26 protein-coding genes are annotated in these 25,653 nt (G+C 57.8%); 9 read left to right on the top strand and 17 right to left on the bottom strand.

Annotation, left to right across the window (positions count from 1 at the left end):
• The first annotated feature begins 37 nt into the window (after nucleotides 1-37).
• The 5 genes from ccoG to CWI75_RS06850 are packed head-to-tail and all read left to right on the top strand — an operon-like array spanning nucleotide 38 to nucleotide 5,306.
• Nucleotides 38-1,447: a cytochrome c oxidase accessory protein CcoG gene (gene ccoG, locus CWI75_RS06870; RefSeq protein ID WP_101520734.1), complete on the top strand. Its 1,410-nt coding sequence runs from the start codon at nucleotides 38-40 to the stop codon at nucleotides 1,445-1,447.
• Entirely contained in the window at nucleotides 1,447-1,941 is a 495-nt protein-coding gene (locus tag CWI75_RS06865) for a FixH family protein (RefSeq protein ID WP_101520733.1), read from the top strand. Before ccoG ends, CWI75_RS06865 begins: the two co-directional genes overlap by 1 nt.
• Nucleotides 1,904-4,369 (top strand): heavy metal translocating P-type ATPase, encoded by a 2,466-nt coding sequence (locus CWI75_RS06860; protein WP_241521114.1) that lies wholly within the window; start codon nucleotides 1,904-1,906, stop codon nucleotides 4,367-4,369. The genes CWI75_RS06865 and CWI75_RS06860 overlap by 38 nt, the downstream gene beginning before the upstream one ends.
• 12 nt (nucleotides 4,370-4,381) lie before the next feature.
• Nucleotides 4,382-4,597: a cbb3-type cytochrome oxidase assembly protein CcoS gene (ccoS, locus tag CWI75_RS06855; protein ID WP_101520732.1), complete on the top strand. Its 216-nt coding sequence runs from the start codon at nucleotides 4,382-4,384 to the stop codon at nucleotides 4,595-4,597.
• Complete coding sequence (locus CWI75_RS06850; RefSeq protein ID WP_101520731.1) at nucleotides 4,587-5,306, top strand: sulfite exporter TauE/SafE family protein; 720 nt, start codon at nucleotides 4,587-4,589, stop codon at nucleotides 5,304-5,306. The genes ccoS and CWI75_RS06850 overlap by 11 nt, the downstream gene beginning before the upstream one ends.
• A 17-nt stretch (nucleotides 5,307-5,323) precedes the next feature.
• Here the strand turns inward: CWI75_RS06850 and CWI75_RS06845 are convergent, their stop codons facing one another.
• The 4 genes from CWI75_RS06845 to ectA form a co-directional block, all read right to left on the bottom strand.
• Nucleotides 5,324-6,007, bottom strand: a complete 684-nt coding sequence (locus CWI75_RS06845; protein WP_101520730.1) for an OmpW/AlkL family protein — start codon at nucleotides 6,005-6,007, stop codon at nucleotides 5,324-5,326.
• A gap of 173 nt (nucleotides 6,008-6,180) precedes the next feature.
• Complete coding sequence (locus CWI75_RS06840; protein WP_101520729.1) at nucleotides 6,181-7,623, bottom strand: aspartate kinase; 1,443 nt, start codon at nucleotides 7,621-7,623, stop codon at nucleotides 6,181-6,183.
• A gap of 72 nt (nucleotides 7,624-7,695) precedes the next feature.
• Nucleotides 7,696-9,030 carry a diaminobutyrate--2-oxoglutarate transaminase gene (ectB, locus tag CWI75_RS06835; protein WP_101520728.1) on the bottom strand — a complete coding sequence of 445 codons (1,335 nt, stop codon included), beginning with the start codon at nucleotides 9,028-9,030 and terminating at the stop codon, nucleotides 7,696-7,698.
• Between the two features lie 44 nt (nucleotides 9,031-9,074).
• Nucleotides 9,075-9,602, bottom strand: coding sequence for a diaminobutyrate acetyltransferase (gene ectA / locus CWI75_RS06830; RefSeq protein WP_241521113.1), 528 nt, complete (start codon nucleotides 9,600-9,602; stop codon nucleotides 9,075-9,077).
• 300 nt (nucleotides 9,603-9,902) lie between these two features.
• Between ectA and CWI75_RS06825 the strand changes: the two genes are divergently transcribed.
• Nucleotides 9,903-10,421, top strand: coding sequence for a MarR family winged helix-turn-helix transcriptional regulator (locus CWI75_RS06825; RefSeq protein ID WP_241521112.1), 519 nt, complete (start codon nucleotides 9,903-9,905; stop codon nucleotides 10,419-10,421).
• A gap of 101 nt (nucleotides 10,422-10,522) precedes the next feature.
• Here CWI75_RS06825 and dmpG read toward each other — a convergent pair whose 3' ends face one another.
• The 6 genes from dmpG to CWI75_RS06795 all read right to left on the bottom strand — a co-directional run bounded on the left by dmpG (nucleotide 10,523) and on the right by CWI75_RS06795 (nucleotide 16,664).
• Complete coding sequence (gene dmpG, locus CWI75_RS06820; protein ID WP_101520726.1) at nucleotides 10,523-11,560, bottom strand: 4-hydroxy-2-oxovalerate aldolase; 1,038 nt, start codon at nucleotides 11,558-11,560, stop codon at nucleotides 10,523-10,525.
• A 40-nt stretch (nucleotides 11,561-11,600) separates the two neighbouring features.
• Nucleotides 11,601-12,509, bottom strand: coding sequence for an acetaldehyde dehydrogenase (acetylating) (locus CWI75_RS06815; RefSeq protein ID WP_101520725.1), 909 nt, complete (start codon nucleotides 12,507-12,509; stop codon nucleotides 11,601-11,603).
• Between the two features lie 310 nt (nucleotides 12,510-12,819).
• Nucleotides 12,820-13,608: a fumarylacetoacetate hydrolase family protein gene (locus CWI75_RS06810; protein WP_101520724.1), complete on the bottom strand. Its 789-nt coding sequence runs from the start codon at nucleotides 13,606-13,608 to the stop codon at nucleotides 12,820-12,822.
• Nucleotides 13,601-14,434, bottom strand: a complete 834-nt coding sequence (locus tag CWI75_RS06805; protein ID WP_101520723.1) for an alpha/beta fold hydrolase — start codon at nucleotides 14,432-14,434, stop codon at nucleotides 13,601-13,603. The genes CWI75_RS06810 and CWI75_RS06805 overlap by 8 nt, the downstream gene beginning before the upstream one ends.
• 41 nt (nucleotides 14,435-14,475) lie before the next feature.
• Nucleotides 14,476-15,705 (bottom strand): acyl-CoA dehydrogenase family protein, encoded by a 1,230-nt coding sequence (locus CWI75_RS06800; RefSeq protein WP_241521111.1) that lies wholly within the window; start codon nucleotides 15,703-15,705, stop codon nucleotides 14,476-14,478.
• Between the two features lie 95 nt (nucleotides 15,706-15,800).
• Entirely contained in the window at nucleotides 15,801-16,664 is an 864-nt protein-coding gene (locus CWI75_RS06795; RefSeq protein ID WP_101520722.1) for an SDR family NAD(P)-dependent oxidoreductase, read from the bottom strand.
• An 86-nt stretch (nucleotides 16,665-16,750) separates the two neighbouring features.
• On the opposite strand from CWI75_RS06795, the gene CWI75_RS06790 reads away from it, so the two are divergent.
• A complete protein-coding gene (locus tag CWI75_RS06790) occupies nucleotides 16,751-17,548 on the top strand; it encodes a trypsin-like serine peptidase (protein ID WP_101520721.1) in 798 nt (265 codons plus the stop codon).
• On the opposite strand, the gene trhO is transcribed toward CWI75_RS06790, so the two are convergent.
• The 3 genes from trhO to CWI75_RS06775 are packed head-to-tail and all read right to left on the bottom strand — an operon-like array spanning nucleotide 17,542 to nucleotide 19,939.
• A complete protein-coding gene (gene trhO / locus CWI75_RS06785) occupies nucleotides 17,542-18,504 on the bottom strand; it encodes an oxygen-dependent tRNA uridine(34) hydroxylase TrhO (RefSeq protein WP_101520720.1) in 963 nt (320 codons plus the stop codon). The two genes, CWI75_RS06790 and trhO, sit on opposite strands and share 7 nt — an antisense overlap.
• A gap of 5 nt (nucleotides 18,505-18,509) precedes the next feature.
• Entirely contained in the window at nucleotides 18,510-18,836 is a 327-nt protein-coding gene (locus CWI75_RS06780) for a BolA family protein (RefSeq protein WP_101520719.1), read from the bottom strand.
• Between the two features lie 26 nt (nucleotides 18,837-18,862).
• Complete coding sequence (locus tag CWI75_RS06775) at nucleotides 18,863-19,939, bottom strand: AraC family transcriptional regulator (RefSeq protein WP_101520718.1); 1,077 nt, start codon at nucleotides 19,937-19,939, stop codon at nucleotides 18,863-18,865.
• 128 nt (nucleotides 19,940-20,067) lie between these two features.
• Here CWI75_RS06775 and CWI75_RS06770 point away from each other — a divergent pair, with 128 nt between their 5' ends.
• Complete coding sequence (locus tag CWI75_RS06770; RefSeq protein ID WP_101520717.1) at nucleotides 20,068-20,784, top strand: hypothetical protein; 717 nt, start codon at nucleotides 20,068-20,070, stop codon at nucleotides 20,782-20,784.
• Here the strand turns inward: CWI75_RS06770 and CWI75_RS06765 are convergent.
• Nucleotides 20,768-22,156: a sensor histidine kinase gene (locus tag CWI75_RS06765; protein ID WP_146003556.1), complete on the bottom strand. Its 1,389-nt coding sequence runs from the start codon at nucleotides 22,154-22,156 to the stop codon at nucleotides 20,768-20,770. The genes CWI75_RS06770 and CWI75_RS06765 overlap by 17 nt on opposite strands.
• Before the next feature lie 3 nt (nucleotides 22,157-22,159).
• The gene (locus CWI75_RS06760; protein ID WP_101520715.1) at nucleotides 22,160-22,840 is read right to left on the bottom strand and encodes a response regulator transcription factor; all 681 of its coding nucleotides are present in this window, start codon (nucleotides 22,838-22,840) and stop codon (nucleotides 22,160-22,162) included.
• 92 nt (nucleotides 22,841-22,932) lie between these two features.
• On the opposite strand from CWI75_RS06760, the gene CWI75_RS06755 reads away from it, so the two are divergent.
• Nucleotides 22,933-23,418, top strand: coding sequence for an RDD family protein (locus CWI75_RS06755; RefSeq protein WP_241521110.1), 486 nt, complete (start codon nucleotides 22,933-22,935; stop codon nucleotides 23,416-23,418).
• A 21-nt stretch (nucleotides 23,419-23,439) separates the two neighbouring features.
• On the opposite strand, the gene lptG is transcribed toward CWI75_RS06755, so the two are convergent.
• Together lptG and lptF are read right to left on the bottom strand one after the other, a co-directional pair.
• Complete coding sequence (lptG, locus tag CWI75_RS06750; protein ID WP_101520713.1) at nucleotides 23,440-24,501, bottom strand: LPS export ABC transporter permease LptG; 1,062 nt, start codon at nucleotides 24,499-24,501, stop codon at nucleotides 23,440-23,442.
• Entirely contained in the window at nucleotides 24,488-25,609 is a 1,122-nt protein-coding gene (gene lptF, locus CWI75_RS06745; protein ID WP_101520712.1) for an LPS export ABC transporter permease LptF, read from the bottom strand. The genes lptG and lptF overlap by 14 nt, the downstream gene beginning before the upstream one ends.
• Nucleotides 25,610-25,653 lie beyond the last annotated feature (44 nt).

The raw sequence follows: 25,653 nt of genomic DNA, 5'->3' as shown, positions 1-25,653 counted from the left end.
TCCGGGACCCGTCCCGACACTGCAGTGGTACTCGTGTATGAAGGACCAGGACCTTATTGATGTTCAGGAGGTTGCACCGGCCGAAGTCGGGGAACTGGACCTGTACCAGCGCAGGGAAAAGATCTACACCCGCAAGATTGAGGGTTTCTTCCAGAAAATTCGCCTGTTTACAGGCTGGCCTCTACTGATCGCCTATTTCGGGTTGCCCTGGATGATGTGGGACGGTCGCCAGGCTGTCTGGTTTGACCTTCCGGAACGCAAATTTTATATTTTCGACCTGATCCTGTGGCCGCAGGATTTCCCCCTGCTGGCCTTTTTACTGATCATAGCTGCCTTCGCGCTGTTCGCTGTCACGGTCGTCGCCGGGCGCCTGTGGTGCGGTTATACCTGCCCGCAGACTGTCTGGACCAGTATTTTCATGTGGCTGGAGCAACGCGCCGAAGGCAGCCGCAATCAACGTATGCGGTTGGACAAGGCGCCCTGGTCAGTGGAAAAAGTGGTGCGCAAAATTGCAAAGCATGGCTCCTGGCTATTTGTTGCTTTCGCCACAGGCGCCACGTTCGTTGGCTATTTCTACCCCATTCGCGAATTATTGCCGGACCTGCTGCGCTTCTCGGCAGGGCAATGGGCCATGTTATGGACACTCTTCTTTACGCTCGCCACCTACATCAACGCGGGCTGGCTGAGAGAGCAGGTCTGTACCTACATGTGCCCCTATGCCCGCTTCCAGTCGGTGATGTTCGATAAGGATACCCTGATTGTTTCCTACGACGCCAAACGAGGTGAGCCACGTGGTCCGCGCAAGCGCAATGCCGATTATAAGGCGCTGGGCCTGGGTGATTGCATAGACTGCAAACTCTGCGTTCAGGTCTGTCCTACCGGCATTGATATCCGCGAGGGACTGCAATACGAGTGTATCGGTTGTGCGCTCTGCATTGACGCCTGCAACTCGGTCATGGATAAAATGTCTTATCCGAAAGGCCTGATAAGATACACCAGCGAACGGGAACTGGAGGGCGGCAAGACACACTGGCTGCGTCCACGAATTATCGGCTACGTCATTGTGCTTTCATTGATGGTAGGCCTGTTCAGTTACCGGATTCTCACCCGTGTACCGCTTGAACTCACTGTCATTCGCGATCGCAATGAATTGTATATCACCACCGCTCAGGGCCAGATTGAGAACATATACACCCTGAGTCTGGTCAACATGGACAATGCCATGCACGAGTTTGAAATCAACGTGAGCGGTATCGAAGGTGCGGTCATCATCGGTGATACCCTGCACACCCTGTTCGGTGGCGAGATTCGCAATATTAACCTGCGCGTTCGGGCCGCCCCGGAGCAGCTGACGACGCCCAGTGCGGAAATCGTGTTCAGGGCGCAGGCAACCGATCAGCCAGACCTGCAGGCACGTTCCGAATCACGTTTCATGAGGCCGTTATAATGAACCACTTATCGGATATGGACACCAAACCCTGGTATCGCCAGTTCTGGCCATGGTTCCTCATTGCGCTGCCCGGCAGCGTGGTAATCGCCAGTTTCAACATGCTTTACCTGGCCGTCAGCAGTGCCGACGATATGGTCATCGACGAGTACTACAAGGAAGGCCTGGCAATCAACCGACAGCTGGAAAAACGTCAACTGGCCGAACAGCTGGGCCTGGGTGTGCAACTGGCCATCAACACCGGGGAAGTTGTCGTGTTTATTTCCGGCCCCGTTACCGATGCGTCGCTGGAAATGCGCCTTTCCCACCCCATGGAGGCAGATCGGGATTTCCGTACCCTGCTGTATCGGGTTGGGCCCGGGATCTACAGCGGCGCGCTGGACGCTCCCGTGGCCACGCGCTGGCACTGGACCCTGAGCGCTGGTGATAATTCGGCCTGGCGCCTCGACGGAGTCATTGACAACACCGACTTCGCGCAACCGGCGCAGTCCTGAACAGGCATCGGTGACCGCTGTGACCGGAGCACAGGCCTGCTTTCATTGCGGTGAACCGGTACCCTCCGGCAACCCCTTCAGCGCCGTCATTGAGGATATTGCCCAGCCCATGTGCTGCCCGGGCTGTCGCGCGGTTGCCACCCTTATCGCCGAGAGCGGTATGGCCAGCTTCTATCGACAGCGCACGGCCTTCAATCAAAAGCCCGCCCCTGACCAGGAATACGATCTCGACCACTATCGACTCTACGACGATCCAACGTTGCGGGCGCAATTCTGTTCCCCGGGAGAAGCCGGCACCGAGCATGCCCGGTTGTTGCTGGGTGGGATTACCTGCGCCGCATGCACCTGGCTGATAGAACATACCCTGTTGCGTGAGCCCGGCGTGCTTGATGCCCAGGTAAACCTCCAGCAACAGCGCCTGGGGCTGCACTTTGATAGCGCACTGATCTCACCCAGCCGTATCTTTGCCCTGGTCGAATCGCTGGGCTATAGCGCCCGCCCCTTCCAGGCGAGCGCCCAGCGCGAACAGATAGAGCAGGATTACCGCGGTGACCTGCGCCGGGTTGCGGTTGCGGGAATCGGCATGATGCAGGTAGGCATGTTCGGTATTGCCCTGCATGCGGGAGACTTACAGGGTATTGCCACCGAACACCAGACCTTGCTGCGGATTGTCAGCTTGCTGGTTGCCGGCTTTGTCGTCGCCTATTCGGCACGAACCTTTTTCAGTAGCGCGTGGCGTCACCTGCGTCGCGGGTCCCTGGTAATGGATTTGCCGGTGGCACTGGCCATTGGGCTGGCCTTTATCGCCAGTGTCTGGGCAACGGCAACAGGCGGCGGCGAGGTCTACTTTGATTCCGTCGTAATGTTCACGTTCTTCCTGTTGCTGGGGCGCTTCTTTGAAAAACGTATCCGCCGCCGTCATGCCCTGGCCTGTTACGATGCCGAAAGCAGCCTGCCACTGGCCGTAACCGTACTGCGGGATAAGCGCTGGCAGCGGATTTCACGCCGGTTATTACAAGCCGGCGACACCCTCCGTATCCGGGTCGGTGAGACGATTGCCGTTGATGGCCGGGTCAGGGTTGGTACCAGCGCTGTGCGTGAGGATACCTTTAACGGCGAATACGTACCGCGCCCGGTGAGCCCCGGGGATGCCGTATTTGCCGGCACTATCAACCTTGAGGGTTCACTGGACATCGTTGCCGATAACCTCTACGAAAACACCCGCCTGGCGGCCCTGCAGCACAGCGTGGAACGGGCGCAGCGCTCGAAACCGTCCATAGCCCGCATGGCCGATCGCCTGTCCGCCTGGTTTGTGGCTGGCATACTGCTGATCACCGCGATTACCGCCGTGATCTGGAGCCAGATTGCGCCAGACCAGGTGCTGTGGGTATGTCTCTCGGTACTGGTGATAAGCTGCCCCTGTGCACTGGCACTGGCAACCCCCGCCGCATTGACAGCCGCCGCCAGTGCCCTGCGTGAAGCGGGAGTCATCGTCCACGGTGAAAATGCACTCGAAGCCCTGGCTCGGTCACGATTACTGGTTTTTGATAAAACCGGCACTCTCACCGAGGGCCAGCTACAGCTCCAGCAGACAGTTCCATACCGCGGGTACCAGGCCGCCAGCGCGACCACACTCGCCGCGGCGCTACAGCAACACTCAAATCATCCGATCGCACACGCCTTTGCCAATATCGAAGCCCCGACCGAAGTACTGAACCCGGTTTACACCGCCGGCGCAGGCATAGAAGCCAGCTGGCAGGGCGAGCAGTACCGCATGGGCAGTGAACAATACTGCCGGCAGTTCGCGCCGGACCTGCCCCCGCCGCCAGACTCACAGCTATACTGGGTAGCCCTGTGTAAACCCGGGCAGCCCCTGGCCTGGTTCGGGCTGTCCGACCGATTGCGCCCTGAGGCTGCACAGACTATTCGTGAGGCGCGCGAGGCGGGCATGACACTGGCCCTGCTCAGCGGCGACAGCTCGGTCGCCGGCCACCTGCTCGCCAGCGAACTGGGCTTTGACCACATCGGCACCGGTCTGTCCCCGAAACAGAAGATGGAACGGGTTCGGGCATGGCAACAACAGGGCCATAGCGTGGTAGCGGTTGGCGACGGGCTCAATGATGCCCCGTTGTTGAGCCTGGCAAATGCATCCTTTGCCGTTGCCAGTGCTACCGACCTGACCCGTGCCCAGGCGGATTTTGTTATCGACAACGAAAATCTGCTCGCCGTTACCCACAGCCTGAAAAAGGCGCGACAATGCAAAAGCATCATCCTGCAGAATTTCGCCTGGGCACTGGGTTATAATCTCACTGGCATACCGCTGGCTGCCATGGGCTTTGTCCCACCCTGGATGGCCGCTATCGGCATGTCGCTGAGCTCTCTGATCGTGGTGATGAATTCGTTACGCCTGCATAAATCCCCAACCTGAGGCGCCAATCCTGTGGCAAGCCTGTATATCCTGATCCCAATCGCTCTTATCTTCTGCGTTATTGTCATTCGATTGCTGCTCTGGGCCATTGATAGTGGCCAGTATGACGATCTGGACAAGGAAGCCTGGCGCATACTTGCGCCGGAAGATAAGCCGGAACGGGAATCGACGCAGATGCCAGAAACAGAAACAGAAACAGAAACAGAAACAGAAAAAAATGATCACTGAACTCGGTAGCGCATTCGTTCTCGGGCTGGCGGGCGCCGGTCACTGTGTGGGCATGTGCGGCGGCATCGCAGCAGCGCTGCAACTGGGTGGCAACAGCGGCAAAGGTATCACACTGGCTTATCACGGTGGGCGTATCGCCAGCTATACCGCACTGGGGGCTGCTTTAGGCTTTGCTGCGTCCAGCATCGATATTGCTGCCTGGACCATCAGCCTGCGTTATCTGGCAGGGGCCTTACTGATTGCCATGGGGCTGTATATCGCCGACTGGTGGCGGGGGTTACAGTGGCTGGAGCGAGGCGGCGCTATTGTATGGCGACCGGTACAACGGTGGTCCAGTGTCCTGCTGCCACCACGCCACTGGTATCAGGCAGCGGGCCTGGGCCTGTGTTGGGGGTTGATGCCCTGTGGCCTCATCTACAGTAGCCTCGCCTGGGCGGCGACCGCACAGGATGCCCGACTATCGGCGTTGATGATGCTTTTTTTCGGCCTTGGGACCTTGCCCGCCATGCTGGCAACCAGCTTTGGTGCGGGTGCGGTACAGGGCCTGTTACGGCGCAGGGGACTTAAACTGCTGCTGGGAGTGCTGTTGATGGCCTCTGGATTCTGGACCATTTATATGGCCGTGGCTCATGCCAATCACACCAATCATGGCGGTAGTGGTCATCAGCAACAGCAGCAGGTTGATGATGCACGGCACAATCACCACTAACCTGCCTGCGGCAACAGCTAGAACTTGTAGGCGATGCCCACGTTATAAACCCAGGGGTCTATAGACACGTCAAATTTCACGTCGCCAACATCGGTTCTGATTTTGGCAGTCGAATCAATATCAAGGTACCAGACCGCCAGATTGACCGCCCACTTTTCCGTGATTGGGAAATCCATGCCTGCCTGGGCAGCAAGGCCGAAAGAATTGTCCAGCGACAGCTCGGCTTCAGTGGCCCCCAGTAGTGAACCCAGTGCACCGGCCAACTCGGGATCCACTTCCTCATCGTAAATGACGGTATAGTTGACGCCGAAACCCAGATAGGGCTGCCAGCCGGACAGGCCACCACGAGGATACCACTGCATGCTGAGCGTTGGCGGCAAATGCGTGACCGAACCTGCCTTGATGCCCGCGCCTTTCACGGTAACATCGTGTTCGAATGGGGAAGCTGCGAGCAATTCAATACCCACGTTATCGGAAAACATATAAACAGGAATGATGCCGAACTGCGTATCGTCATCGATTGAGACGCCTCTCAATACTGTTTGAGGCGAGGTAGGTAAGCCTATTCGGTCACTGTCTTCATTCGGCGTCACGGTGGTTGCACCAAAACGAAGAATCCAGTCGCCCGCTTCATAGGCCTGTGCATTGATACCGATACCGGCAAGCATGGTAGCCATGGCCAGGCTCATCACACGTTTCATCTTTCTACCCTCACTATGGACGTGGGCGGAAAATTCACCCAGCGCGCATGGTAGAGAAGTCAGGGAAGACAAACATTGATATCAATCAGTGAATGTGGAGCCACACGAGATGTTCTATTACAGGCTTTCAAAACATCCCATGTGGCTGAATCCGGGGACCGGGCGATAGTATCTCAGGAGGCGAGGCATATGGCGCGACCATGATCATGGGGTTCCACCAACGATTCATGGAGGCTCCTGATAGCCAGTTCATAATCATCATCGTTGACAATAAACTGCATATCAACCTGTCGCATGGATTGGTGAATCGCCAGCACACTGATGTCGTGCTTGGACAGTGCGCCCACGGTCCGGGCGAGAATACCGGGCACATGCATGTCGCTGCCAATGGCAGATACGATGGCCACTTTCCGGTTCCTGATTTCCGCTTCGGGAAACAACTCGTGTAATGCTTCCCTGATTCTCTTCACCGTTTTCAGGTTGGTATCCAGGTAGTGCGTGACGGTATTGGCGTTGATATCCTTGGCCACGACGTGCGCCTTGAAGCGCGCGATATTACGCAGGATTTCGGTATCGTACCGACCGACGCTGCCCGCCATGTCCTGGTCGAAAACCTCAAGCGCGTAGACACCGCGGCAACCGGCAATGATTTCAACACAGGCGGTATCGCTGACATAATCGCCAGTGATCAATGTCCCCGTATGCTCCGGCTCAAAGGTGTTCCTGACCCTCAGGGGAATACCATTCTGGCGCAGGCCCTTGGCCGCTTTCGGGTGAATCGCCTCCATACCCAGGTTAGCCAACTGATCGGCCACGTCATAATTGGTACGGCCTATTGGGACTGCGTTGGCCTCGCCCACCAATCGTGGGTCGGCGCTGCTCAAGTGAAACTCCTTATGGATGACAGCTTCCCTGGCGCCAGTGAGAACCGCGATCCGGCTAAAGGTCATTTCACTGTAACCGCGGTCAAAGTTGTTGATCAGACCTTCGGTACAGTGAGCGTAACCGGTAACGATCGGCAATTCCGTCGCGAGATCAACGTCGGCGAATGCCTGCTTGATGCATTCATCCAGCGTGACCTGCGTAAATGCCTGCCAGCCAGTCAGGTCGACAAATGTGGCGTTGATGCCGTCGCGTTGCAGCAGTCGGGACATGTTCCATGCGCTATGGGCTTCACCCACACTGGACAGCATTTCCCGCACTGTCTCCAGATGGTCTTCCACGGAGAAATGACCATGGCCGCACAAGCTATGCAGGTCATCCAGGCATTTGCGTGCATTATCAAGACGCTCACCAATAAAGTCGTTGGCTTCCTGTAGCGCCTCCTTATCAGTAAACAGGTTGGCATTTATTGAGTACATTTCGCCACGCACCCCTTCCAGTGCCTTGGCCCAGCCGCGCTCTTTGAAACTATTGGCGAACAGGCCATAAACACCCGGTTTGCCGTTCTTTTTATGCTCCAGCAGCTGATTGGTGATGCCGCCATAAGCGGATACTACAAAAACGCGCTGATAAGCAGTGTCGCCATTTTTCTGGCCAAGGACAATGCTGTTGCGCACCGCGGCATAGTTACTCATCGACGTGCCGCCGATCTTTTCTACTCTATGTTCATTCATGGGCTACCTCGGGACCTAACCGGTTCAATGTGATAACAGGGCAGCCCGGTCGGGGCCGCCCATTGACCGATATCAGCCCGCCTTGCTAAAACGCTCTTCCGCGGGAATGTTGTAGTCGTCTTCGAAGAAGTCGACTTCTGAGGGGATATCACCCTGCTCGGCACACACCTCTGCGATTGCCTGCTCGACAATGTCGATACCGCGCTTCAGGTTTTCTTCCGAAATTGTCAGCGGGCACAGGAATTTAACTACCTGGTTGTCTGCACCGCTGGTCTCGATCATCAGGCTCTTGGCGAAAGCCTTGCGGGTTATCTTGCCCGCGAGAGTGCCGTTGACACAGTAAATACCCTGCATCATGCCTCGCCCACGGGGAGAGAAACTGCCGTCACCGTATTTGCTGGTGATGGCTTCCAGCCGCGATGAAATATAACGCCCTTTCGCCTGTACCTGCTTCGCAAACTCGTCGTTGGACCAGTAGTTGTCAATTGCCGCCGCGGCAGTGACAAATGCCATGTTGTTGCCGCGGAAGGTGCCGTTGTGCTCACCGGGCTTCCACTGATCCAGCTCAGGGCGAATCAGCACTACGGCGAAAGGCAGGCCGTAACCGCTGAGGGACTTGGACATGGTAACGATATCGGGCTTGATGCCGGCTTCCTCAAAGCTGAAGAAGGTGCCGGTACGACCACAGCCGGACTGGATATCGTCCACGATCAACAGCACGTCGTGCTTGCGACATACGGCCTCCAGGTTACGCAACCATTCAAAGCTGGCCGCGTTGATACCGCCCTCTCCCTGAACCGTTTCCACGATCACAGCGGCCGGCGCATCGATACCACTGCTGGAATCAGACAACACCTTGTCAAAATAAGCGGTGGTATCAATGCCATCGCCCAGGTAGCCATCATAGGGCATCCGGCTGCTGCCGCTGAGGCTGACACCCGAAGCACCACGGTGGTGGGAATTACCCGTTGTTGCCAGGGCACCCAGGCTTACACCGTGGAAGCCATTGGTAAAGGACACAACATTTTCACGTCCGGTGACGTTACGGGCCAGCTTGAGTGCGGCCTCGACAGCGTTGGTTCCGGTAGGGCCGGTGAACTGCACAACGTACTCGAGACCGCGAGGCTTGAGGATTTTCTCATTCAACGTATCGAGAAAATACTCCTTGGCGCGAGTGTGCAGGTCGAGGCCATGACTGATTCCGTCAGCTTCTATGTAGGCCAGAAGCTCTTTCTTGAACAGATCATTATTGTGGCCGTAATTGAGGGTGCCGGCGCCAGCGAGAAAATCGAGGTACTCATTACCCTCCTCGTCATAAAGAAATTCACCCTTCGCACGGTTAAACAACCGGGGGAAAGAGCGAGCGTAGCTTTGAACTTCTGATTCAATTTCATCAAAGATATTCATATCTGGTTCCTCGTTAAAAATTCTAGCGGATGTGGCTCGGGTGACTACTGTGCAGCGCCAGGCTGCGGTGTTTGCAGGGCCGGGCGTTGCAAGGGCCCGATCAGTGCAAGCATTTCAGTAGCGTGGGAGCCGTGAAAGTGGCGCTCCCGGTCAAACATGACCGTGCGCTTGAGCGTGGCATTACGCTTTTTAGCCAGGCTCTCAAATAACGCCCATGAAGCCTCGTTATCTTCTGTAACCGTGGTTTCCATGTGGCTGATGTCGGTATTCCCATCCCGGTCCAGGATATGATCCAGCATGCGACCCGCCAGACCCTGGCCGCGTCCCTTGGCACTAACGGCAACCTGCCAGATGAAGAGTGTCTGGGGCCGGGAAGGAATTCGGTAGCCGGATATAAAGCCGACCAGATCCTCGCCGCGCTCGGCAACAACCGAGGTCATTCCGAAATGCGCACATTGCAAAAGGTTGCAGTAGGCGGAATTCGTGTCCAGGGGAGGACATTGGGCAATCAGTTGGTGCACTGCCATACCATCGGTGTCGACGGGCATACGCAGTTCCAGCTGGGTATTCAAAATAGTTTCACCTCATTTCTTTAGTTCACGAAACATTATAACCGCTCAGAGGGAACATATAAACCGATTTTTCCAGTTCTTAGAGTATATTGGGTACTTATTGGCAATAATGTGCTATTTTTTGTGCATCGAAAACTAAAGGTTAGTACATGGCTGTAACTGACGCGATCAAGCGCCATGGCCATCAACTGGGGCAGCCACAGGTTTGCCGGGTATCGCAACCGAGTATTTGGGAGTTAAACTGAGCACATGGCCAAATTGGCAACAAACGCAGTAATAGCAGCAAACGAGGGGATGCTTTTGGGTAGGATTGATGAAGTTCTGGTCGCCTTGCGGCGCGTGATCCGTGCGACCGACCTGCACTCGAAACATCTGGCTAAAACCACGGGCCTGACATCGCCACAGATCCTGTTGTTACAGACGATACGCAATCGTGGCCAGGTCACCATTGGCGAACTTGCCACCGACATCAGCCTCAGCCAGGCAACGGTAACGTCTATCCTCGATCGGCTTGAGCGGCGCAACCTGGTTTATCGCAAACGCTCTGTTGAGGACAAGCGCAAGGTACATGCCCACCTCACGCCGGACGCGGTCGAAATCCTGAAAAGCGCGCCAATCCCCCTGCAGGAGCAATTTACCCGCCAGTTTGCAGACCTCCAGGAGTGGGAACAAAGTATGATCACGTCCTCACTCCAGCGCATTGCAAAAATGATGGACGCGGAACATATTGACGCTTCTCCGGTACTGGATCTGGGTCTGCTGGACCGCTACACCACCCAGTATGATACCGAGGACAAATACCAGCCTGACGGCACCTAGGAGCCTGTCGGACTTAAGGCTTTTCCGCAGTAGAACAGCCTTAAGTCCGACAGGCTCCTAGCACCGCCGGCCCTCACTTGGCCGGGTCAAAGGCGCCCTGCTCAGGCTTTCGCGGCATCCCGTTCCCGGGCCATATCCAGCGCCAGGTCCTCAATCATGTCTTCCTGCCCACCCACGGTGCGGCGGCGACCCAGCTCTACCAGGATATCCCGGGACGACAGCCCGTATTTTGCCGCGCTGCGTTTCGCGAACAGTAAAAAACTCGAGTAGACACCGGCCCAACCCAGGGTCAGGGAATCGCGATCCACCCGCACCATATGGTCCATCATCGGTACAATCAGGTCCTCCGCAATATCCATTGCTTTGAACAGATCCACCCCGGTTGCCACGCCCATGCGGTCGCACACTGCCAGGAATACTTCCAGCGGCGTATTACCGGCACCAGCGCCCAGTCCCGCGAGAGAGCCATCGATACGGTTGGCGCCGGCCTCCACTGCTGCCAGCGAATTGGCAATCCCCATACCCAGGTTATGATGGCCATGAAAACCGAGTTCCGTCTCCGGGCGCAGCTCGGCCCGCGCCAGCGCGACCCGCGCCGAGACGTCATCAGGCAGCATGTAACCCGCTGAATCGGTGATATAGACGCAGTTGGCGCCGTATGATTCCATCAATTTCAGCTGCGCCAGCAACTCTTCCGGCGAAATCATGTGCGCCATCATCAGGAAGCCCACCGTATCCAGCCCGGAGATACCGGTAGCCATGTTGATGTGCTGTTCCGAGACATCGGCTTCGGTGCAGTGGGTCGCAACACGGATACTGGCAATACCGCAATCGACCGCCATTTTCAGGTGATCGACCGTGCCGATACCCGGCAACAACAGCGCCGACACTTTGGTATTTTTTACCGCCTTGCAGACGGCGCTCAAATATTCCTGGTCACTGGCTGCAGGAAAGCCATAATTGACCGATGCACCACCGAGACCGTCGCCGTGGGTCACTTCGATCATGGGGATCCCGGCCTCGTCCATGGCGCGCGCCACGGTGACCATTTCATCCACGGTGATCTGGTGCTGCTTGGGGTGCATGCCGTCGCGCAGGCACATGTCGTGCACTGTGATCTTTTTGCCTTGCAGGTTCATGGGTTGTTTCTCCTTCGGATTCTTGCTGTACGGTTCGTTATCACGCCGCAATTGGTGTAAAGCGACCGGCACGTATTTCTTCGGCGTACATTTCTGCCGTGCGCAGCCCTGCCGCTGTCATGATGTCCAGATTGCCGGCGTACCGGGGCAGGAAGTCTCCCAGGCCGGCGACTTCCATATAGATACTCACGCGTTTACCATCGAATACGGGACCGTTTTTGAGCAGGTAACCAGGCACGTATTTCTGCACTTCGGCAATCATCTCATGTACCGAGCGAGTGATGGCTTCCTGGTCGGGTTCATCCACGGTAAGGCAATGGATGGTATCGCGCATGATCAGCGGTGGTTCGGCGGGGTTGATGACGATTATTGCCTTGCCTTTCTCGGCACCACCAACCTGCTCGATGCCGCGGGTGGTGGTGCGGGTAAACTCGTCGATATTCTTGCGGGTACCCGGGCCGGCCGATTTGCTGCTGACGGTAGCGACAATTTCACCGTAGCTGACTTTCTGCACCCGGCTTACGGCGGCGACCATGGGTATGGTGGCCTGCCCGCCGCAGGTCACCATGTTGACGTTCATGGCCCTGGCCGCCACGGCTTCCGCCAGGTTAACGGTGGGCACGCAGAATGGGCCGATGGCAGCCGGGGTCAGGTCTATCATGACGCAACCTTCCGCATTGACTTTGCGGCTGTTCTCGGCGTGCACGTAGGCGGAGGTGGCGTCGAAGCAGATCTGTACGCCATCTTCTTTCATGTGTGGGATGAGACCATCCACGCCTTCGCAGGTTGTTTTGAGGCCGAGTTCTCTGGCCCTTGCAAGGCCCGGTGAGTCGGGGTCTACGCCGACCATCCAGACGGGCTCGATAGATTCGCTGCGCAGGGCCTTGATCAGCAGGTCGGTGCCGATGTTTCCGGGGCCTATGATGGCGGCCTTTATCCTGTTGCTCATAGTGTTGGTTCCGTGTGTGCGTGTGTGTGGGGATTTTTCAGTTTTCTATATATGTACTTTAGCCGGCGCTGGCAACGGGTGGCCTGTGCGGGACACGCTGCAAGCACATCCATGTGGACTCGTCGGTGACATCCTTGTCACCGACGGTCCCGCACAGGCCACCCGTTGCCAGCGCCTCCTTTGGGCGAACCGGCCGGGACACGCTGCGAGCACATCCATGTGGGCTCGACGGTGACATCCTTGTCACCGACGGTCCCGCAGGGGCCACCCGCTACCAGCGCCTCCTTCGGGCAAACCGGCCGGGGCGCGGTTATACGAAGCGGCAGCTGCAGTCTCCGATGCCTTCGAGTTCGAGGCGCATTTCGTCTCCGGCGACGACCGGTATCAGGGGCGCCAGGGAGCCGGAGAGGATAATTTCACCGGCCTTGAAGGGTATGCCGAGTTCGCCGAGTGTATTCGCCAGCCAGGCCACGGCGGTTAACGGGTTGCCCTGTACGGCGCGCCCATATCCTTCCGAGTGCAGTTCGCCATTCTTCCAGATTCGCATTTTCAGCTCGGGCAGGTCAAAGTCTCGCGGGTCTACGGCGTTCTGGCCCAGTACGTAGACGCCGCAGGAGGCGTTGTCGGCCACGGTGTCCTGAATCTTTATTTCCCAGTTGCGGATACGTGAATCGACGATTTCAAAACAGGGGATGATGGCGTCGGTGGCGTTGAGTACATCCTCTTCGGTAACACCCGGCCCCTGCAGGTCGTGCTTCAGGCGAAAGGCGATTTCACCTTCGGCCCGGGGTTGTATCAGCTGGCCGGCTATCGGTATGTCGGCACCGTCGGCAACCAGCATGGCATTGGTCAGGAACCCGAAGTCGGGCTGGAATACGCCCAGCATTTCCTGTACCGGCGCACTGGTTACCCCTATTTTTTTCCCCACGATGCGCTCGCCGTCGTGCTCAAGCCGCTGCTCCAGCATATGCAGGCTGATATGGTAGGCATCATCAATGGTGATTCCGGGGGCGCGTTCGGTGAGCGGTGCCAGTGTGCGGCACTCGCGCAGTGCACGGTAAAGCTCTTCCCCGAATGCGGCTATCTGCTGTTTATCCATTGTGCAAGAAATCCAGGCAGTTGCGGTTGAACATATCCCGGTGCTCTACCATAACCCAGTGACCGCACTCGGAGACCAGGATCAGGCGCAGCTGATGGGTGTTTTTCGCCAGCGCCATGATCCCGCTCTCCGGCATCATGCGCTCGTTGATACCCCAGAAACCCAGCACCGGGCAGTCCAGCTCGGGCAACCGGTCAGTCAGCACGGGCACCTTCATAGTGGCCATGACATGGCCATTCATGAGCTCCATGACCTGCATGCGCTCGCGCACGAGGTCATCGGTTGCATGAACCGGGTCATACATCAGGCCGGTGGCAAACAGGTCTTTCATCACCTCGTGGGTGACAGGTTCGCCGGATCCAAAGACCTGGAACATTTTCTGCATTCCGGGCATCTGCTGGTATTCGTGCAGTTCACTAAGCCCGCCGGGCGCCATGAGGATGAGTTTGTCTATCAGCTCGGGGTAATCCAGTGCCAGGCCCAGGGCGATTGCGCCACCCAGGGAGTTACCCACGATGCTGCAACGGGCAACACCGATCTCATCAAGGGTCTGCTTGATGCATTCGACAAAAAACGACAGCGGATGTTCCACGTCATCCGGCTTATCGGAAAACCCGTAACCGATATGATCGGGAACAATGCAGCGGTAGCCGGCTGCGGCCATGGCAGGGTAATTACCTTTGAAATTGCTGTAACCGCTGGCGCCGGGGCCAGAGCCATGGAGGAATACCACCACGTCCCCCTCGCCTTCATCAAGATAATGAATACGATACCCGTTGGCGCAGTTCGCGTAGCGGCCTTCCGGCAATAAACCCCTGGTTCCCATAATTTTCCTCACTGTTTCCGATGGTATGAAAGCGCCGATGATCAGATGGCGAAGTCGCGATTCTCGTCGCCGAACAGTATGCCCCCCATGTTATCCGCAAATGGCCTGGAGTGATTGGCCACATGCGCCTGGCTGGCCAGGATGTCCAGGTGCCGGGAAAGCAGTTCGCTACCCAGCCGAATACCGCCGCTACCGGATGCCTTGAGCATTGCGCCGGACAATTCCAGGCAGCGGTCGGCTACCACCGAGGAATCGTAACGATAACGCACCCGGTCCTCAATCGGGATCGGCTGGCCGGCCCGGGTACAGGCCATCATGGCATCAAAATTCCGTACCATGGTCAGTTTCATTTCTTCTATGGACGCTTTTACTGTCGCCGCCACTGCACGGGCCGCCGGGTCGGCACTCATTGCCACCGGGCCGGCCTTGCGTGTTTTCGCCACTTCGATGAAATCATCCAGCTCTCCCTCCAGTGCACCCAGGCTGGCGGTACAGACGGCCCGCACAAAAACCTGCATGAACGGCAAGCGATACAGGGGCGCGGCATTCACGGCATTGCCCGGATTGTCGCAATAATAACCATCGATCGAGCGGTGCGTACGATGCTCGGGCACAAAAACATCATCGACTACGATATCGTGGCTGCCGGTCCCCTGAAGGCCGACAACATCCCAGTTATCAACAATCTCATAAGCGCTTGCCGGCACCAGGAAAGTCCGGTAATTCGCCATATCAAAAGGCGCGCCCTCGACGGGAACGACCGCGCCCAGAAATGCCCACTGGCAGTGCGCGCTACCGGATGAAAAACTCCAGCGCCCACTGAGGCGATAACCGCCATCAACCGGCGTTACCTTGCCCACGGGGGCATAGGATGACGAGATCAGTACACCGGGATCTTCACCCCAGACATCCTGAGCCGCACGATCATCAAACACCGCCAGCTGCCAGTTGTGAACCGCGACAACGCCCAAAACCCAGGCACTGGACATGCAGTGGCGGGCGATCTCCAGGCCCACTGAATAAAATACCTGCGGATCCATGGCGTACCCACCCCATTGTTCGGGCTGCAGGATTTTGAAGAAACCCGCCTCTTTGAAATCGGCAATGGTTTCGTCGGGTACGCGGCTCTGTGCCCTGCACTCGGCAGCGCGCTCGCGCAGCGCCGGCGCCATGGCGCGCGCTGCGGCCAGAAGCGCTTCCGCACGCGGTGACCCGAGGCTGTAGGCATTACCCTCGGTGTTGTTGGACATAACCGCCTGTTGCATTGTCATGGTGAACTCCCATCTGTGATTTGGCGAACAACTACAGCTTCCATTAAAAGCCCGGACAGGCCGCAATACATCCTTCATTTGGGGTACGGCAACGCTCAGTCAATAATCGCATCACCAAAGGTCGTGGGTGGACCAAAAAAATCGCGATGCGACGCCGGTTGCCGGCCATTAATATCCAGTACTCCATAGGCTGCACCAAGCTCGGCACCGATGCAGACCTTGCCGCTGTACTCCATACGCCCGGGATCAGCCCACAATGCGGCTATTACCCGGCCACTGAACTCAGGATGTTCGGCCCCCGCCACCAGGTCTGCGTATTTTTCCGGTTCGGCATCGAACACCCGGCGCGAACGTTCGGTCAGTAACAGTCCCATCCACAGGGAGATCACGGTGACGTTCTCGGGTCGAAAATCGACCGCCATATCGTGAGCCATTTTATCCACCGCCGCTTTACCCGCACCGTAGGCAGGCCCGTGCATGTAGATTCTGCCGCCAAAGGATGAGGTATTCACTACCAGGCCTTCGCCGTTGGCTTGCAACAGCGGCGCCGCGTACCAGCTGGCCACATAATGGGAACGCATGCCGACATCCCAGATTGTGGTCAGGTCCAGGGGTTTTTCCCAGAAAGGCCCGGTTACAGTAAGCGCATCGTGCAGGGCAGTGGCGTTATTGACGAGAATGTCCAGCCTGCCCTGCTGCTCTTTCACTTGCGCAAAAAGTGCTTCTACCTGGCTGTCATCAGAGTGATCACAACACACCGGCATCGCGGTACCGCCCGCCGCTGTAATTGCCTCGGCGGTCGCCTGCAGCGAACCCGGCAAACCGGCGTCATTCTCATTCCAGCTGCGGCCCGTGATGTACACGGTCGCGCCGGTACTCCCCAGGGCTATCGCAATACCCTTACCCGCTCCACGACTCGCGCCTGTCACTACCGCGACACACTGCCTGCCCTGTCCCATATCCTGCTCCCGCTTGCTACTTCAGCCGCTATCCCCGAACATGCTAAAGGTCGAGTCAGGGTCGGCCAAGACCTGCCGCACCCGGTGTGACCAACATATTGATCCATGAAGGAGAAAATCCACTGAACGCGCTGTTTTACCTACGCCTTTGCCTGTTGCCGATGCTCGTGGCCTGCGGGGCGAGTGGTAATGTGCAGGCTGGCAACGATAACCGTATACGCTATGACAGCAGCTCACCCCACTGGCTGCAGGCAATAGGCCAGCTGCGGGTTCCCGGGGTAAAGTACGAATCCGGGCACCGCCGGCATTATACGGAGCGCTGCAGCGCCACCCTGGTGGCGACCACGTCCACCACCAGCGCCAATACCATCATTACCGCGTGGCACTGCCTGGAATTTTACCGCGACCTGACTCACAAGATCGTATTCACCCTGCTGCCGGAAGCCAGCCAACCGCTGCGAATTGAAGCAGTGCCGGTAACCGACGGCGGCAGTATGCAGGCAGACTGGGCAATCTTGCGATTGCGCCAAGCCGTACCCGGCAGCCGGATACAGCCTTTGTCACTACATCCTCGACAGGCAGATCCGGGGCTACCACTGGTGATGGCGGGATACTCTCGCGATACGGGGATTGGCGCCGGCGGTAACAGCCTGAGTTATGATCCTGCATGCCACATTACCCGGAATGATAGCGGCAAAAACAGTGGCCACCGCGACAGCGATTGCAGGGCCTTCAAGGGAGCCTCGGGAGGCGCGGTGGTTCAGTTTTCTGGAGATGAGCCCTTGCTGAGCGGCGTCATTTCAGAAGGTGACGGCGCGGAACTCAGCCGCTTTGTGCCGATCTCGATATTCAGGCACCGGCTGCACGAAACGGTGCTTCAGTAACGTTCTTCCTGATCCGCAGCCACCGACGCCAGCTGGCGCCCGGGTGGAGCCGCCCCCACATGCTGCTCACCGCGACTCGCGGCAAGCTCGATCTGCTTCTGACGTTCGGCGAAGCGTGATTTCTGGTCAGTGGTCAACCGGTCATAGCACAGCGGGCAACATACGCCCCGCTCATATTTTTCCGAGGCCTTGTCGTCTTCCGTAATCGGGTGCCGGCAACCGTGGCACTGATCATAGCTACCCTTTTCGAGGCGATGGTTAACGGCAACACGGTTATCAAAGACAAAGCACTCTCCTTCCCAGGTACTTTCGGCCTCCGGCACCTCCTCCAGATATTTGAGAATACCACCCTGCAAGTGATAAACCTCGGCAAAGCCCTCGTTGAGCATGAATGCCGAGGCCTTTTCACAGCGAATACCGCCGGTGCAGAACATGGCGATCTTCTTGTGCCGGGCCGGGTCCAGGTGTTCCCGGACATAGCCTGGAAACTGGCGAAAGCTGGTCGTCTCCGGGTCCCGTGCACCACGAAACGTACCAATCCCGCACTCGTAGTCGTTGCGGGTATCTATCAGGACAACATCGGGGTCATTAACCAGAGCATTCCAGTCCCGGGGCGACACATAGGTACCAACGACCCGATTGGGGTCAACACCCTCCACTCCCATGGTGACAATTTCCCGCTTGAGCTTCACTTTCATCCGGTAGAACGGCAGCCCTTCATCCAGGGACTCCTTATGTTCCAGTGCCGCCAGGCGGGCGTCGCTACGCAACCACGCCAACACCGCATCAACACCTTCACGGGAGCCCGCGATGGTGCCGTTGATGCCTTCAGCCGCCAGCAGCAAGGTACCCTTTACCCCCGCCGCAAGGCAGGCATCCAGGAGGGGTTCGCGCAGTTCCCGATAGTTTTCCAGCGTGACAAAACGGTACAGGGCCGCGACTACAGACTGTGCCATAACGTTCAGACTCCGGGGTCGGCTTTACTGCCACCGAGACAGTCGGGCGAGGCAGGCGCAGACTGCTGCCGCGCCTGCCACTCATCGGGAGTAAAGGTATGCAGGGCCAGTGCATGTACCGGCCCCTTCAGCTGAGCCTCCAGCACGCCATAAACGCGCTGGTGACGAGCCACCTTGCGCTGGCCTGCAAATGCATCGCTGACTACGACCACGCGGAAATGCGTTTCAGAATCTGGCGGCACACTGTGCTGGTCGCTTTCGTTGGCCACTTCAAGGTGAAGTGGTGCCAGGTCAGCCTCGAGGCGGGCCTGGATAATTTGCCGTACGGACATAAGGCCTCCGGAAACAGGGCGCCATATTATACCCGAGCACGCCCGTTTGCGGAACTGCCGAGGCCATTTCCACTCCCCTTGCGATCAGCCCGGTACTGGCCCGGTGTTTGTCCTGTCCACTTGCGAAAGGCACGGTGAAACGCGCTGGGATCGGTGAAACCCGATTGCAGGGCAATGTCCTGGATCGACAGTTCAGGGCGATCGAGCGCAAGGCATGCCGCTTGGCAACGCGCCTGGTCCTTGAGTAGCTGATAGGTCGTACCCTCGCGCCTGAGCCGGCGGCGCAAAGTGGGCGCCGATACATTAAGCGCCTGGCTGATGGCATCAAAGCCCGGCACGCCCTGCTGGAAATCGTGGCCGAGCATGGCCCGCACCTGGGCCGATACATTGTCGTTACCGGTGCGGGCATCCATGATCAGCAACTGGTATGGGGCTGTGCGTAAAAATTCATCGAGAGAGTGCTCGGTATGCACCAGCGGCCACTCCAGACAGCCTTTGTCAAAGAATAAAAGATCCCGCGGTTGGTCAAAGTGCAGGGGACATTGAAACAGTTCACTGTATTTGTCGATCTGGTCGGGTTCGCCGCCCCTGAAATCAACCCGTTCCAAGGTCAGCGGACGACCGCAAAGCCAGCCGAAGAACCGGTGCCAGAGCGACAATCCATAAACATCACCTGCCGCCACGGGCAAACCGGCCGTCGCATCATTGCGGCAGTAGCCGATACTGGCATAGTCATCACCAAACTGGGTGAAAAGCTGGCTCTGCTCGTCAAAGAACGTGCGGTAGAACTCCGCCGCACGCTCGATTGCCTGCCCCAGGTTCCGGCAGGAGATGATGCAATAACACATCATCCGGAATGCACCCGGTGCAGCCAGGTCGCTGCGAGTAACACCAAAGGTGGCATCCTGAAGCAGTCGTAATACCTGCTGGTAGATTCGGGAGTACTCCATCGCACTGATTTCATTGCGATAGCCACTCGCGGTTTCATCCATGGGGTCAAAGTCTATTCCCGCTGCCACCAGCACGGCGGCGGGATCATAGCCCCGCTCTTCGACCATGCGGACAAAAGTTCGGGCAAATCGGGTAGGCAGGTGTCGCGCCATAAATTCAAAGCCTGTCCCTGATAAGAAAAGAACTTTCATGTTAACAGACAACCGCGGGGGAGATGCCCTTGGTTAAGCCGGCAGCTGGGCCTATACTGGTGTCCCATACTGCGCAGAAGGTATTCGTTATGGACCCGCGCTATGACATCGTATTTGCAGGTCAATTGCTTGCCGGTCATGAGCCGGCGACAGTTCGAGCCCGGCTCGCCCAGGTATTCAAGGCAGACGAGGCCACACTGGACAAGCTGTTCAGCGGCAAGCCACAGGTTCTCAAACGCAACTGTGACAAGAGCACTGCACTGCAATATAAACAGGCCCTGGAAAGGGCTGGCGCGCAACCGGTCATAAGGCAAAGCGATACCATAGACGCTCCGGCGGTGAACCCTGCAGCCGGCGCCGCGGAGAGTCAAAACACCGCTGGTGGGCTTGCCCTGGAACCGGCAGGCAGTGAGGTACTGCGCCCTGATGAACGCGCAGGCCCTGTTGCCACCACCGTTTCCATTCCTCCCCTGGAGCTGGCCGAGGCCGGGGCGCGACTCGCCGAAGCAAGCACCGTCACGGTATCGCCACCGGATACAAGCCACCTCACTCTGGATATTCCCGGTGATTCCCGGGCGCCACAAGATAACGAGACCTCACTCCCGGTCACCGGCGGCGACGACATCGAGTTAGCGGCGGAAGGTACTGATTTCAGTGATTGCGCCTCGCCCCGTCCGCAAGCGCCGGCACTGGACCTGTCAGGGCTGGAACTGGCTCCAGCGGGGGTGGATGTCCTTGAGCAACGTTATCGAGCACAGCAGACTCCACCACCACCGGATACCTCCGGGCTCAGGCTGGAGGAATAACCCCGGGCAATTGCACCACGACCCGCAACCCGGGCTCATTATCCGCAAGGGTAATGGCGCCATGGTGATAATGCACAATCGCCTGCACCAGGCTGAGCCCCAGGCCATGGCCCGGTTGCTCCCCACGACTTGATTCCACACGATAAAATCGCCGGAATACGCTCTCGCGCTCCCCGGCATCAATACCGGGACCCGTATCCGCCACGGTAATTTCGACAGCTGCAGGTTCCCGGGTGGCCAGGGTGACATCTATGTGCCCGTTCGCAGGCGTATATTTAATGGCGTTATCGAGCAGATTGGCACACATCTGGAACAGCAGGTCACTATCGCCCGCACACTGCGCAGTGTCGTTACCGACCCGCAGTCGCAACGTAACACCCTTGTCGCTGGCAACCGGCTCGTACAATTCCACAACATCGGCGAGCAGGCCCGGCAAAAACAGCCCGCTATTGAACGTCGTGCTACCCCCGGATTCAAGCGCAGATATGCGCAACAGCGCATTGAAAGAGGATAACAGGCCATCGCATTCCTCGATCACCCGATCAATATCATCCTGGCCCGCCGGGTCGAGCCTCGCGCGCAACTGGCTGAGGTGATTGCGAATCCGGGTCAATGGGGTCCGCAGGTCGTGGGCAATGTTATCGGATACCCGTTTGACGCCCTGCATCAGTGACGCAATCTGGTCAAGCATCTGGTTCATCGCTTGCGCCATTTCTCTCGGGTAGCCTTTCTTGTCTTCCACCGACAGCCTCTGCCTGCTGTTGTGGCGGACAATATCGGCGAGCTCAATATTGAGTTTCTCAAAGCGCTTCAGGGCAGTCGCGGCACTGAAAAAACCACCCGCAATACCCAGTAAAAGAGTCGCGATCATGGCTCGGAACAGTGTGTTGAATACCAGGCCCATGCCCGCAACAGCATCCGCGTAATTCCGCGCCACGATGGCGACATAGCCGTCGCCCAGTGGCTCCTGGCGTGCCAGGAAGTCCACATCCACGGGTTCGCCCCAGTTCAGCAGGGCCATCTGGAACCCTACCCAGCCATCGGAAAACTCCCGATAACGCGGCAGTTGCGCCAGGTCACCGGCAATCTTACGGTCTTGCTGGTCAACAATAAGGTAGCTGTAGCGCCCCATTGTCGGCAGGTTGTGCTGATCATTCAGGTACTGCTCAAGACCGCCCAGACCCTGGCCGCGATACACCAGCTGCAGGGAATCGAGCTCATCGACAATGGCCTCCCTCAGCTCGGTGAAATAACCGTAGCTGAAATAGGAGTAAAGTATCGCGAGCAACAGGAACACGGCGGCGCTCAGCGTCGTGACATACTTCGCGATGTAGCGAAAGGTGAGGCTTTTGAGTACATCTGCCAAACGCACTGATCAATCACCGCCAAGGCGATAGCCGGCGCCCCGCACTGTCAGCAATAATGGCCGGGTGAAACCCCGGTCTATTTTCTGGCGCAGGCGTGACACGTGAACATCGATCACGTTGGTTTGTGGGTCAAAGTGATAGCCCCAGACGTGCTCCAGCAACATGGCTCGGGTTACCACCTGACCTGCATTGCGCATCAGGTATTCGAGCAATCGGTACTCTCTCGGCTGCAAACCCAGCAGTTCGCCAGCGCGTCGCACCTCCTGGCTCAGCAAGTCCATCTCCAGGTCCTCAACGCACAATCGGGTGGGTACATCGACCAGGCGTTGACCAGCCCGGCGATACAGTATTTCCAGGCGCGCCAGTAATTCCGCCATCGCAAATGGCTTCACAAGGTAGTCGTCCGCGCCGCAGTGCAGTCCCTGTACCCGGTCATCGACATCGCCGAGGGCGCTGAGCACCAGCACCGGCGTAAGCTGGCCACCGGCGCGCAAGCTGCGAATCAATTCAAGGCCGTCCAGCCGCGGCAGCATGCGATCCACTACCAACGCGTCAAAATCGTTACTGCGCGCAGCACTGAGACCATTTTCGCCATCGCTGATATGGGTGCACTCATGGCCCGCGTCGGCCAGTTCACTGACAATAAACTCCCCGACCGCGCGATCGTCCTCGACCAGTAATATTTTCACGGTGCGACTCCCTATCCGACCGGGGCTGCAATGTAGCACTCACCGCGAGGACCGACAATTTACATTTCGGTAATGCTCCCACCGCCGCTGGCATGGTGCTAACATCGCTGCCCATGACCTCTTCCAGCCAGATACCCGCCCCCGCCCTTCCTCGCCGACTGATGGCAATGCTGTATGACACCCTGCTGGTCATCCCGCTGATCGGCGTCACAGTGGCCGTGGCGACAGTGATCGAAATGGACGTTACCGGTGCCGCCAATAGCGGTGACTACTATCAAATGCACCCGCAGCTGGTACAGGCAATCGCCTTCGCCTGCACCACACTGTTCTTCACCGCTTTCTGGTCAAAGAGTGGCCAGACCCTGGGGATGCAGGCCTGGCGTATCAAGCTGGTTGACAATGCCGGCAATGTTCCCAGCCGCGGCAGATGTGTATTGCGCTGTATTGCTGCCCTGCTGTCTGCGGCTTGCCTGGGGATGGGCTACTGGTGGAGCCTGATCGATCGTCGCAGGAAATACTGGCACGACCACCTCAGCGGTACCGAGTTGATATTGCTGCCAAAGCGGGAAAAATCATAATCCGGCGGGTGTTGCAGGCTCCTAGCGCGGACGGGACAGCAATAGCATACCCGCAGCGATACACACCAGGATGGGAATCAATGCGGCATAAAGTGGTGAGAAACCGAAAACCATGCTGGCCGGCCCCAGCAGATCCTGGCTGATCTGAAAAACAATACCCACCAGGACACCGGTAAATATCCGCAGACCCATGGTGCCGTCACGCAAGGGCCCGAAAATAAACGCTATCGCCACCAGTACCAGTCCGGCGATCGCCAGTGGCTGCAACAACTTGCGCCACAGGGCAAGCTCGAAATCATCGGCGTCGAGGCCCTGCTGCTGTAGATAGCGACTGTAACGGTAAAGATCGATAACAGTCAGCCGATCGGGTGATACCACTTCCATTGCCAGCAGTTCAGGGGTGATACCGGTATCCCAGCGCAGGGTCTTATGGCGTGTCTGTGCCGTTTCCCAGCTGCCAAAATCGGTTTTCACGGCCTGCTCCAGCATCCAGTGATCACCTTCATAGGTCGCGCTGCGCGCCCGCAGCGCGGACTGCATGCGGCGGCGATCATCGAACTGCAATACGGTGACGCCAAAGACTACGTCGTCGCTCTTGAGCGCATTGAAGTGCAGAAATGAATCGCCCTCACGGTTCCAGATACCGTAGCGCCCGGCAACCCCTTCGCCGGGGTTCAAAGCCATGGCACGGCGGCTCTGGGCCAGCTGCTCGGCTTTGGGCGCAACATATTCACCCAGCAAAACACCGATTAAAGCCACCACCAGCGCCGACTTCATTACCATAAAGACCAGCCGCCCTATCGAGACCCCGGCGCCGCGCATGACAATCAATTCACTGGCACTGGCAAGTTGCCCCAAACCTGCCAGACAGCCTACCAGTGCAGCATAAGGCATGAATTCATAGAATCGACCGGGGAGTGTCAACAGCACGTAAATCCCTACCTCGGTAAAGGTATAGCTGGCACTGACGTCCTCCGCTTCATCAATAAAGGCAGATACGGCATCGAGGCCTACGATCACCAGTAACACCATAAAAATGGCGGTGATCACAGTCCGGCCTATGTAGAGATCAAGCCGCTGCATGGCGACTCCTGTTGGCAAGCCTGAAGCGGAGCTTGCGCCAAACCCCGCTGCCGTAAAGCAGGCTCAGGGCCAGGGCCAGAAACAGTAAGTGCACACGCCACAGGACGAAGGGGCTGCCGCCACTTTCCTCCATGACTGAGCGGGCATTGGCCAGCAAAACCAGGTACAGCAGGTACAGGGCAAACGCGGGCGCCATCTTTATGTAACGACCGCGGCGATGATCAGTGCGACTCAGGCAGAGCGCGATGATGGCTACTATCGGCACCGTAACAGGCAGTGACAAGCGCCAATGCAGGGCAGCCACGTCGGCAATCGCTGATGAGGCCAGCAATTCCACCGTGGGCTTGCCATCAACACGCGCGGCAGAGCGGATGCCGCCCTCGGGCTCGGGGATCAGTTCGCCGAAGGTTTCGAAATAGGCTACCTGGTAGTCAGGCCGCCCCGGAAGACCCTGGTAGCGGTAACCGTCGCGCAATTCCAGATAGCGCGCACCCGTATCCGGATTGATAACGATCTCACCCTCGGCCGCGAAGGTCACCATCAGCTCCGGTCTGCCATCAGAGGATCTGGCCCGCTGGGACAGGAAAACCGATTGCATGATGCCGGTTTCCGGGGCAATGGTTTGGGCGTAGCTGACCAGGTTGCTGCCGCTACGGGTCTGGAAGCGGCCTGCCGCCAGGTTTTGCAGGCCCTGGGATTTGGCCGGATCATCCAGCAGCGCCGAGGACTGCGCCGCACCCAGGGGAGCAATCAGCAGGCTCAGCAACGCGACCAGCGCCATGATGACCAGCGCAGGCACCAGGGTATAGGCAGCGAGCCGGCTGGGGCTTACACCGCACGCGGACAACACCACCATCTCGCTTTCTACATAGAGGCGCCCGTAGGCCATGAGGATGCCCAGAAACAGCCCCAGCGGCAGGATCAATTCGAGAAAACCCGGCAAACGGAACAACATCACCGGCAACAGGATATCGGCGGCAATATTGCCCACCGCCGCCTCCGCCAGGTATTTCACAAAGCGGCCACTGAAAATAATCACCAGCAGCGTGAAGCTGACGGCTACTGTGTGTAGCAGAATATCGCGTGTAAGATAACCTAGGATTTTCATGATGGCCCAATTAACGGCGCTTGGTGTTCAGTTTCGACGCTGAG

Source organism: Kineobactrum sediminis (assembly GCF_002868715.1).
GTDB lineage: Bacteria > Pseudomonadota > Gammaproteobacteria > Pseudomonadales > Halieaceae > Kineobactrum > Kineobactrum sediminis.
Note: the sequence above shows the minus strand (reverse complement) of the source record. Positions and strands in the feature narration are given on the sequence as shown.

Bases quoted from the DNA above. Each gene is read 5' to 3' on its own strand.
- ccoG (WP_101520734.1), top strand. From the start codon at position 38: ATGAAGGACCAGGACCTTATTGATGTTCAGGAGGTTGCACCGGCCGAA.
- CWI75_RS06865 (WP_101520733.1), top strand. From the start codon at position 1,447: ATGAACCACTTATCGGATATGGACACCAAACCCTGGTATCGCCAGTTC.
- CWI75_RS06850 (WP_101520731.1), top strand. From the start codon at position 4,587: ATGATCACTGAACTCGGTAGCGCATTCGTTCTCGGGCTGGCGGGCGCC.
- CWI75_RS06845 (WP_101520730.1), bottom strand. From the start codon at position 6,007: ATGAAACGTGTGATGAGCCTGGCCATGGCTACCATGCTTGCCGGTATC.
- CWI75_RS06840 (WP_101520729.1), bottom strand. From the start codon at position 7,623: ATGAATGAACATAGAGTAGAAAAGATCGGCGGCACGTCGATGAGTAAC.
- ectB (WP_101520728.1), bottom strand. From the start codon at position 9,030: ATGAATATCTTTGATGAAATTGAATCAGAAGTTCAAAGCTACGCTCGC.
- dmpG (WP_101520726.1), bottom strand. From the start codon at position 11,560: ATGAACCTGCAAGGCAAAAAGATCACAGTGCACGACATGTGCCTGCGC.
- CWI75_RS06815 (WP_101520725.1), bottom strand. From the start codon at position 12,509: ATGAGCAACAGGATAAAGGCCGCCATCATAGGCCCCGGAAACATCGGC.
- CWI75_RS06810 (WP_101520724.1), bottom strand. From the start codon at position 13,608: ATGGATAAACAGCAGATAGCCGCATTCGGGGAAGAGCTTTACCGTGCA.
- CWI75_RS06805 (WP_101520723.1), bottom strand. From the start codon at position 14,434: ATGGGAACCAGGGGTTTATTGCCGGAAGGCCGCTACGCGAACTGCGCC.
- CWI75_RS06800 (WP_241521111.1), bottom strand. From the start codon at position 15,705: ATGACAATGCAACAGGCGGTTATGTCCAACAACACCGAGGGTAATGCC.
- CWI75_RS06795 (WP_101520722.1), bottom strand. From the start codon at position 16,664: ATGGGACAGGGCAGGCAGTGTGTCGCGGTAGTGACAGGCGCGAGTCGT.
- trhO (WP_101520720.1), bottom strand. From the start codon at position 18,504: ATGGCACAGTCTGTAGTCGCGGCCCTGTACCGTTTTGTCACGCTGGAA.
- CWI75_RS06780 (WP_101520719.1), bottom strand. From the start codon at position 18,836: ATGTCCGTACGGCAAATTATCCAGGCCCGCCTCGAGGCTGACCTGGCA.
- CWI75_RS06775 (WP_101520718.1), bottom strand. From the start codon at position 19,939: ATGGCGCGACACCTGCCTACCCGATTTGCCCGAACTTTTGTCCGCATG.
- CWI75_RS06770 (WP_101520717.1), top strand. From the start codon at position 20,068: ATGGACCCGCGCTATGACATCGTATTTGCAGGTCAATTGCTTGCCGGT.
- CWI75_RS06755 (WP_241521110.1), top strand. From the start codon at position 22,933: ATGGTGCTAACATCGCTGCCCATGACCTCTTCCAGCCAGATACCCGCC.
- lptG (WP_101520713.1), bottom strand. From the start codon at position 24,501: ATGCAGCGGCTTGATCTCTACATAGGCCGGACTGTGATCACCGCCATT.
- lptF (WP_101520712.1), bottom strand. From the start codon at position 25,609: ATGAAAATCCTAGGTTATCTTACACGCGATATTCTGCTACACACAGTA.